This window comes from Elioraea sp. (assembly GCF_051860475.1).
Lineage (GTDB): Bacteria > Pseudomonadota > Alphaproteobacteria > Acetobacterales > Acetobacteraceae > Elioraea.
This window is the reverse complement of record NZ_JBHYDW010000296.1, coordinates 449-947: the sequence shown is the minus strand read 5'-3', so window position 1 is coordinate 947 and position 499 is coordinate 449. Positions and strand designations below refer to the sequence as shown.

1 tRNA gene and 1 rRNA gene (1 of these 2 only partly in view) are annotated in these 499 nt (G+C 56.1%); both read right to left on the bottom strand.

Features of this window, described 5'->3' with window-relative positions:
- Positions 1–321: 321 nt before the first annotated feature.
- Positions 322–398, bottom strand: a tRNA-Met gene (locus ACTIFU_RS23840).
- Between the two features lie 75 nt (positions 399–473).
- Positions 474–499, bottom strand: a 5S ribosomal RNA gene (gene rrf / locus ACTIFU_RS23835); it runs 86 nt beyond the window's last position.

Sequence of the window (499 nt, the reverse complement as noted above, 5' to 3'; positions counted from 1 at the left end):
CAGCAAGTCGGGGGATGATGTTGGATTGGAGGGGTGTGCCGTGGTTGATCGGCCGCTTGGCGTGCAGGAGGGCCGGGTCTGAGCCGAATGCGCTGGGGTTTGGCACCATCGAGCGGTGGTTCCTGTCCTTTTGGCGCATTTTTTCGAGGTGAGCGTTTGCCTGCGAGGGCATTGGAGACGCCGGCATGGCAACAGGGGGCGGGGTGTTTTTATTGGCCTGTTGTTTTAGCGCTGTTTCTTTGTTCTTGTTTTGTTCTTTTTCTGATGAGGTTTGGGTGGGTCGATGCGTTGGTTTTTGTGTTTGGTTGTTTTGGGGAGATTTGGTTGCGGGGGCAGGATTTGAACCTGCGACCTTCAGGTTATGAGCCTGACGAGCTACCGGGCTGCTCCACCCCGCGTTGAGGTGTTTGGCGGTTTTTGTCCGCGGAGCTGATTGTCTTGTTGGATTGAAGAGGATTGTTTGCACTTTGCAGGCCTGGCGGCGACCTACTCTCCCGCG